1 protein-coding gene is annotated in these 1060 nt (G+C 61.2%); it reads right to left on the bottom strand.

Annotated features, from left to right (window positions below; genetic code table 11):
- Positions 1–15: 15 nt before the first annotated feature.
- The coding region (locus AACG97_RS00280; protein WP_338463245.1) for an L-cystine transporter at positions 16–1060 on the bottom strand (1045 nt) is incomplete at its 5' end.

Below are 1060 nucleotides of genomic sequence, written 5' to 3'. Positions count from 1 at the left end.
TTTTGTGCTTACCGTTTAGCGATGCGCCAGCTCGGCCTCTTCTTCGCTATCGAAAATCGACTTGTCGGTCTGGTGCAGCCACTGGCTGGTCAGGGTCCCGGCGGTCATTGAGCCGTTAACGTTCAGCGCGGTACGCCCCATGTCGATCAGCGGTTCGACGGAGATCAGCAGCGCTACCAGGGTCACCGGCAGGCCCATCGCCGGCAGAACGATTAGCGCGGCGAAGGTGGCCCCGCCGCCCACCCCGGCGACGCCCGCCGAGCTGACGGTGACGATGCCCACGAGGGTGGCAATCCACATCGGATCCAGCGGGTTAATGCCCACGGTCGGCGCGACCATGACTGCCAGCATGGCCGGGTAGATACCGGCGCAGCCGTTCTGGCCGATGGTGGCGCCAAAGGAGGCGGAGAAGCTGGCAATTGACTCCGGTACGCCCAGGCGTCGGGTCTGCGCTTCCACGTTCAGCGGAATCGACGCGGCGCTGGAGCGGCTGGTGAAGGCGAAGGTGATCACCGGCCAGACTTTACGGAAGTACTTCAGCGGGCTGATGCCGTTAATCGCCAGCAGCAGGCCGTGGACGACAAACATAATGCCCAGCGCAATGTACGAAGCTACCACGAAGCCGCCAAGTTTGATGATGTCCTGCAGATTCGACCCGGCAACCACTTTGGTCATCAGGGCCAGTACGCCGTAAGGGGTCAGCTGCATCACCAGACGAACCAGCTTCATCACCCAGCCCTGCAGGGTATCGATGGCCGTCAGCACGCGCTGGCCTTTTTCCACATCCTCTTTCAGCAGCTTAAGCGCTGCCACGCCGAGGAATGCCGAGAAAATGACGATACTGATGATGGAGGTCGGGTTAGCCCCGGTAAGGTCAGCAAACGGGTTCTTCGGCACAAAGGAAAGGATCAGCTGCGGTACGCTGAGATCGGCCACTTTTCCCACATAGTTGCTCTGGATGGCGTTCAGACGGGCGGTTTCTGCGCTGCCCTGAACCAGACCCTCGGCGGTGAGGCCGAACATATTGGTCACCAGCACGCCAACCAGCGCAGCGATAAGC

Source organism: Pseudomonas sp. Nvir (assembly GCF_963778085.1).
Lineage (GTDB): Bacteria > Pseudomonadota > Gammaproteobacteria > Pseudomonadales > Pseudomonadaceae > Aquipseudomonas > Aquipseudomonas juntendi.
The sequence above is the reverse complement of the archived record's forward strand: the minus strand, read 5'-3'. Positions and strand labels throughout refer to the sequence as shown.